General features: G+C 68.7%; 7 protein-coding genes. 3 read left to right on the top strand and 4 right to left on the bottom strand.

The window, feature by feature from the left end; translation table 11 throughout:
- The coding region (locus tag NHG85_RS18875) for a ComEC/Rec2 family competence protein (protein ID WP_253335279.1) at positions 1-896 on the bottom strand (896 nt) is incomplete at its 3' end.
- 92 nt (positions 897-988) lie between these two features.
- Between NHG85_RS18875 and gltX the strand changes: the two genes are divergently transcribed.
- The 3 genes from gltX (at position 989) to NHG85_RS18860 (ending at position 4,826) form a co-directional block, all read left to right on the top strand.
- Positions 989-2,392, top strand: coding sequence for a glutamate--tRNA ligase (gene gltX / locus NHG85_RS18870; protein ID WP_253335278.1), 1,404 nt, complete (start codon positions 989-991; stop codon positions 2,390-2,392).
- Between the two features lie 101 nt (positions 2,393-2,493).
- A complete protein-coding gene (locus NHG85_RS18865) occupies positions 2,494-3,789 on the top strand; it encodes a citrate synthase (protein ID WP_253335277.1) in 1,296 nt (431 codons plus the stop codon).
- A gap of 494 nt (positions 3,790-4,283) precedes the next feature.
- Entirely contained in the window at positions 4,284-4,826 is a 543-nt protein-coding gene (locus NHG85_RS18860) for a hypothetical protein (RefSeq protein ID WP_253335276.1), read from the top strand.
- 3 nt (positions 4,827-4,829) lie between these two features.
- Here the strand turns inward: NHG85_RS18860 and NHG85_RS18855 are convergent, their stop codons facing one another.
- From NHG85_RS18855 to NHG85_RS18845, 3 genes are all read right to left on the bottom strand, one after another.
- Positions 4,830-5,606 (bottom strand): enoyl-CoA hydratase-related protein, encoded by a 777-nt coding sequence (locus tag NHG85_RS18855; protein ID WP_253335275.1) that lies wholly within the window; start codon positions 5,604-5,606, stop codon positions 4,830-4,832.
- 69 nt (positions 5,607-5,675) lie between these two features.
- On the bottom strand, positions 5,676-6,119 hold the full coding sequence (locus tag NHG85_RS18850; protein ID WP_253335274.1) for a cytochrome c-type biogenesis protein: 444 nt from the start codon (positions 6,117-6,119) through the stop codon (positions 5,676-5,678).
- Positions 6,116-6,752 (bottom strand): cytochrome c-type biogenesis CcmF C-terminal domain-containing protein (locus NHG85_RS18845; protein WP_305884610.1); only part of this gene is annotated, 637 nt, incomplete at its 5' end. The genes NHG85_RS18850 and NHG85_RS18845, both read right to left, overlap by 4 nt.

The raw sequence follows: 6,752 nt of genomic DNA, 5'->3' as shown, positions 1-6,752 counted from the left end.
TTGCGCGCGTCGAGCCTGAGCGCCAGCGGCGGGATGGCGGCGATGCCGGCGCGCACCAGCCAGAAGACGAAGCCCGCGAGAAGCGCCATGTGCATGCCCGAGATCGAGACGAGGTGATAAAGATTGGCCTCGCGCATCGCGTCATTGGCCTCGCGGCCAAGCCCGGAGCGGTCGCCCGTCGTCACCGCGGCGGCGAAGCCGCCTGCATCCCCGTCGATCCGCGCGCGGATCGCCGCGCTGAGCCGGACCCTGAGCCGCGCGAGCCACGCGCCCTCGGCCCCCGCATCCGAGGCGAGCATCAAGGGCACGCGGGCGTATCCCACCGCCCCCAGTCGTGCGAACCACGCGTGCCTGCGAAAATCGAAGCCCCCTGGCTCGGCAGGCCCGGGCGGCGGCGACAGATGCGCCGTCGTCATCACCCGCGCCCCCGGCGCGAGCGGGGCCACGATCTCGCCATGCAGCGACAGGCGGACCCGCGCGGGCACCCGCGCCACGTCATCGAGCCGGACCCGGTCGAGCGTGATCCTGAGCCTGTCGCTTTGCGACCGGTCGATATCGACGATCCGCCCCTCGACCGGGCCGTAATAGCGAAAGCCCAGCACCGGCGCGGAGAGCCCATGCGCCCGCGCGCCCGCCATGAGAAAGCCCAAGGCGACCAGAAGCCCGGCCCATGACAGCGCGCAGAGCGTGGAGCGGCGCTGCCGCCAGCCGGTGAGCAGGAAGAGAAGCGCGAGCCCCGCCGCGATGCCGTAGAGCCGCGCGCCCGGCTCGTCCCGCAGCCCGAACCAAAGGCCGATGCCCATGCCGAGGCAGACCGGCGTCCAGCAGGCCAGATGGCCGCGCTGCCGCGCCAGCACCGCCTCGGCCCATGCCAGAGGGGCCGGAGCCGCCCCCATGGGCCACGCTTGTTTCCGCGCCCCGACCTGAGTATCCCCCATGCAACAAGGCTGCGCCCAGCATGGTTAGCGAAAGGTTAAATCTCCCTCACATGTCCCAGACACCGGTCGTCACCCGCTTCGCCCCCTCGCCCACCGGCGCGCTCCATATCGGCGGCGCGCGCACCGCGCTGTTCAACTGGCTCTATGCCCGCGGCCGCGGCGGCAAGTTCCTGCTGCGGATCGAGGACACCGACCGCGCCCGCTCCACGCATGAGAACACCCAGGCCATCCTCGACGGTCTGACATGGCTCGGCCTCGATTGGGACGGCGAGCCGATCAGCCAGGCGGCGGGCGCGGAGCGCCACGCCGAGGTGGCCCGGCAGATGCTGGCGGAGGGCACGGCCTACAAGTGCTTTGCCACCCAGGAAGAGATCGAGGCCTTCCGCGAGGAGGCGCGCGCCAAGGGTGGCTCGACGCTGTTCCGCTCGCCTTGGCGCGACGTGGCCGAGGCCGATCATCCCGACGCCCCCTTCGTGATCCGCATCAAGGCCCCGCGCGAGGGCGCCAGCACGATCCATGACGAGGTGCAGGGCGAGATCACCATTGGCAACGACCAACTCGACGATATGGTGCTTCTGCGTTCGGACGGCTCGCCGGTCTACATGCTGGCCGTGGTGGTCGACGATCACGACATGGGCGTGACCCACGTGATCCGCGGCGACGACCACATGACCAACGCCTTCCGCCAGGCGATGATCTACCGCGCCATGGGCTGGGAACTGCCGGTCTTTGCCCATGTGCCGCTGATCTTCGGCCCGGATGGCAAAAAGCTCTCCAAGCGCCACGGCGCCACGGGTGCGGCCGAATACCAGCAGATGGGCTACCCGGCGGCGGGGATGCGCAACTACCTCACCCGTCTGGGCTGGAGCCACGGCGACGCGGAGTTCTTCACCGACGAGGAGGCGCGCGCGTGGTTCGATCTCAAGGGCATCGGCAAATCGCCGGCTCGCTTCGACACCAAGAAGCTCGAAAACCTTTGCCGCCAGCACATCGCCGCTGCGCAGGATGCTGCGCTGCTGCATGAGTTGGAGGCGTTTCTCGATGCCACGGGGCAGCTTCCCCTTACGGAATCGCAGCGCGACGGGCTTTTGCGTGCCATGCCGCATCTCAAGGACAGGGCCAAGATTTTCCCCGAACTCCTTGAAAAGGCGCACTTTGTCATGGCCGAGCGGCCGATCGAACCGGATCAGAAATCGGCCAAGGCGCTCGACGATGTATCCCGTGGTATACTGGCAGAATTGACGCCGCAGCTGCAAACTGCTAGCTGGGAGCGTGAGGCGCTGGAGGGGGTCGTGACCGCTCTGGCCGAGGCGCATGGCCTCGGTCTGGGCAAGATAGCGGGGCCGCTGCGCGCCGCATTGGCGGGGCGGATGGTCAGCCCCAGCGTATTCGACATGATGCTGGTGCTCGGCCGCGACGAAAGCGTCGCACGGATCGGGGACGCGGCGGGCTGAGACTGGCCCGGCCTTCGCCCGACGCTATGTTGCAGCGCGGCATCGACAGATCAGAGCGCCGCGCCGCCCCCGGCGGCGGCGGGACAACGAAGGGGACCTGAATGGCCGAGACGACCAAGACCGCGAAGCTGACGATCGACGGCGAAAGCTACGATCTGGCGATGTACGCCCCCACCGACGGGCCCGAGGTCATCGACATCCGCAAGCTCTATGCGCAGGCGGGCGTCTTCACCTATGACCCGGGCTTCACCTCGACCGCATCCTGCGACAGCACCATCACCTATATCGATGGCGAGGCGGGCATCCTGACCCACCGCGGCTACCCGATCGGGCAGCTGGCCAAGGAATCGCATTACCTCGAGGTCTGCTACCTGCTGCTCTACGGCGAGTTGCCCTCGGCCGCGCAGCTCGAGGAGTTCGAGACGCTGGTGACGCGTCACACGATGATCCACGAGCAGATGCACAACTTCTTCCGCGGTTTCCGCCGCGATGCGCATCCCATGGCCACCATGGTCGGCGTGGTCGGCGCGATGTCGGCCTTCTACCACGACAGCACCGACATCAACGACCAGCACCAGCGCGAGGTCGCCTCGATCCGGCTGATCGCCAAGATGCCGACCATCGCTGCGATGGCCTACAAGTATTCGATCGGCCAGCCCTTCGTCTATCCGCGCAACGATCTCGACTATGCCTCGAACTTCCTGCGCATGTGCTTCTCGGTTCCGGCCGAGGAATACGAGGTGAACCCGATCCTCGCCCGCGCGATGGACCGGATCTTCACCCTGCACGCCGATCACGAGCAGAACGCCTCGACCTCGACCGTGCGTCTCGCCTCCTCCTCGGGTGCGAACCCCTTCGCCTGCATCGCCGCCGGCATCGCCTGCCTTTGGGGCCCCGCCCATGGCGGCGCCAACCAGGCCTGCCTCGAGATGCTGCGCGAGATCGGCACCCCCGACCGGATCCCCGAGTTCATCGCGCGTGCCAAGGACAAGAACGATCCCTTCCGCCTGATGGGCTTCGGCCACCGGGTCTACAAGAACTTCGACCCGCGCGCGAAGGTGATGAAGGAGAGCGCCGACGAGGTGCTCGATCTTCTGGGCATCGAGAACAACCCGACCCTGCAGGTCGCCAAGGAGCTGGAGCGCGTCGCACTCGAGGATCCCTACTTCGCCGAGAAGAAGCTCTACCCCAACGTCGATTTCTACTCGGGCATCATCCTCGACGCGATGGGCTTCCCGACCTCGATGTTCACGCCGATCTTCGCGCTCGCGCGGACCGTCGGCTGGGTGTCGCAGTGGAAGGAGCAGCTGGCCGATCCGCAGCTCAAGATCGGCCGCCCGCGCCAGCTCTATCTGGGCGCCGCGCAGCGCGACTATGTGGATATCGAGAACCGCTGATCGAATCCTCGACCCCACGACTGGACGGGCCCGGCGGCAACGCCGGGCCCGTTTGCGTTCCGCCCCGCCACGATTCCGACATATTTGCGCGCCTTTCTCGAAGCCGGGCGCCCCGGGACGCGCGCTTTCGACGATCCAAATCCGAAGCGCCGATTGTTTCCCGCAGACCCTGTCGGAAAGGACATGTCCTGACCAACAGGGGGCGCAAAAGAGCTTTCGATTTCCTCAGGAAAACCGGGCCCCAGGAAAATCGGCATAGGTAACCTATACCTTTGAGACCTATCCTTTGGGCTAAGTGATTGGGAAAAAAGGTCAATTTCCGAAGCTCCACCTCTCGTGCCACCCGATTGCCGCAATCCGAAGCGATACAGAATGCGTTCAGTAGGACGAGTGACAGGTTCAGTGCCAGCGGAAGGACATTTCCAATGCAAGCTCATATCGCGATGCGGTCCACCCCCTCCCCCGAAAGCGTTTATGCCACTTTTGGCCGGGACGTGCGTGTCAGGCTGACGCTGAACGAGACCGCCGACGGGGCCGTGTCGCTGAAGCTGGAAATGCAGGAGGGCGAGGGCCAGGGGCTCGGCCTGAGCGCGCTGGTGTTCGATTTCGCCGATCAGGACCTTCTGGGGCAGCTCAGCCTGACGGGGCCGCATCTGCACCGGCAGAGCTTCGGTCGCCGCAAGGTGCGCGGCCCCGGCACTGCCGAGCGCGGCTATGACTGCGGCGCGCGCTTCGAGCGGCAGGGGCGTCTGGGCCAGCTCGCCCCGCGCGAGACGGACCTGCTGCTGGCGCATGACCGCCTCGCCCTGACCCTCGACGATCTGGCCGGGCACGCCTTCTCGCTGCATCTCGCGCCGATGGCGGCCAACCATGCCACCTGCGACGGCTTCACGATCGAGGGGCGTTTTCCCGCCCGCCCCGCCGCCGGGCGCCGGGTCCAGACCGCCGAGGACGGCTCGGTCTTCGGCAACGTGTTCGACGAGATCCTGCCGCTGATGTCGCGGCTGGGCCTGAGCAAGGCGAACGCCGCCGCCTGAGCCTCAGCGCCCCTCGAACCGCGCGGGGCGCTTCTCGATGAAGGCCAGAACCCCCTCCTTGAAATCCCGGCTTTGCCCGCAGGCACCCTGCAGGCGGGCCTCCAGCGCCAGTTGCGCCTCGAAGCCGTTCTCCGGGCTGGCGCGCATCGCCTCGCGCAGATGCCGGAAGGTCCCGGTCGGCCCGGCGGCCAGATGCGCCGCCCGCGCGCGCCAGCGGGGCTCGAACTCGGCTTCGGCCACCGCTTCGTAGATCATGCCCCACTCCGCCGCCTGCCGGGCCGGGATCCGGTCGGCGAAAAGCATCGCCCCCATGGCGCGCGCCGTGCCGACCTGCCGCGGCAGGGTCCATGTGCCGCCCGCGTCGGGGATAAGGCCGATCCGGGTGAAGGCCTGAGTGAAATGCGCGGCCTCCGAGGCGATGACCACGTCGCAGGCCAGCGCCAGGTTGGCCCCCGCCCCGGCCGCGGCACCGCCCACGGCGGCGATGCTCGGCACCGGCAGATCGCGCAGCGCCAGTAGCATCGGCACGTATTCGTCGCGCAGCACCCGTTCGAGGTCGGTGGCATTGGCGGTGCCGGTATCGCCCAGATCCTGCCCCGAGCAGAAGGCCCGCCCCGCGCCGGTCAGCACCAGCACCCGCGCCGAAGCTTCGAGATGGCGCAGCGCATATGTGATCTCGGCCCGCATCTGGGTGTTGAGGGCGTTCATCACCTGCGGCCGGTCGAGCGTCAGGCAGGCGACGCCTGCCTCGACCGTGAGGGTGATCGTCGAATAGTCCATGCGCGGGTCTCCCTTGGCTTTGGCGCCGAGACTACAGCCCCGCGCACGGCGGGAAAGCGCAACCGCGCGTCAGCGGTCGAGGATATCCCTCAGCCGCGCCTCCTCTTCCTCCGAGAGCCGGTCCTCCGGCCCCGCGGCGCGGCGGCGGATGGAGACGAAGGCCACGCCGCCGGCGAGCACGAGAAGCAGCGGAGCCGCGAGCCACAGCACGAGATTGGCGCCGCTGGCATCGGGCTTGAGCATCACGAACTCGCCGTAGCGGTCGACCACCGCCCGGACCACCTGCGCGTCGCTGTCGCCCGCGAGCAGACGCTCGCGCACATAGAGCCGCAGGTCGCGGCTGACGCCCGCATTGCTCTCGTCGATGCTCTCGTTGCGACACACGGGGCAGCGCAGCCCGGCGCTGATCTCGCGGGCGCGCGCTTCGAGCGCGGGGTCGTCGAGCACCTCGTCGGGCTGCACCGCGAAGGCAGGCGCCGCGACGAGCGCGAGGATCAGCGCGAGCCGCCTCATTGCGCTGCCACCGGCGCGGGCGCCGCACGCCGCGCGCCCGCCGCCACGCGCATCCGCCGGTCGGTGAGCGACAGCGCGCCGCCCAGCGCCATCAGGATGCACCCGCCCCAGATCCAGGCCGCCATGGGTTTGACATGGCTGCGCATGGCCCAGCCGCCGCCCTCCTGCGGATCGCCGATCACGAGGTAGAGATCGCGCCACAGCCCGCCGTCGATCCCGGCCTCGGTGGTGGGCATGCCCGCCACCGGGTAGAACCGCTTTTCGGGCAGCAGCGTGGCGACCTGCGCGCCACCGCTGCGCACCGAAAGCTCGCCCACCGTGGTGATATAGTTCGGCCCGCGGCTCTCGCGCACCGCATCGAGCGTGATCTCGTAGCGCCCGAGGCTCCAGCTGTCGCCGATCTCGGCCACGCGGATGTCCTCCTGCTGCCAGGCCAGAAGCCCGGCGATGCCGATGATGGTGACACCCAGGCCCCCATGCGCGAGGCCCCGGCCCCAATCGGCGCGCGGCAGGCGGCGCAAGCGGGTCAGCCGCGCCCCGAGCGCACTACGGCCCGAACGCGACCACAGATCGACCGCGGCCCCGCCGATCACCCAGCCGCCAAGCGCGAGTCCGAGCGGCCCGAGCGCCGAG

The organism is Limimaricola litoreus (assembly GCF_024159025.1).
GTDB lineage: Bacteria > Pseudomonadota > Alphaproteobacteria > Rhodobacterales > Rhodobacteraceae > Limimaricola > Limimaricola litoreus.
The sequence above is the reverse complement of the archived record's forward strand: the minus strand, read 5'-3'. Positions and strand labels throughout refer to the sequence as shown.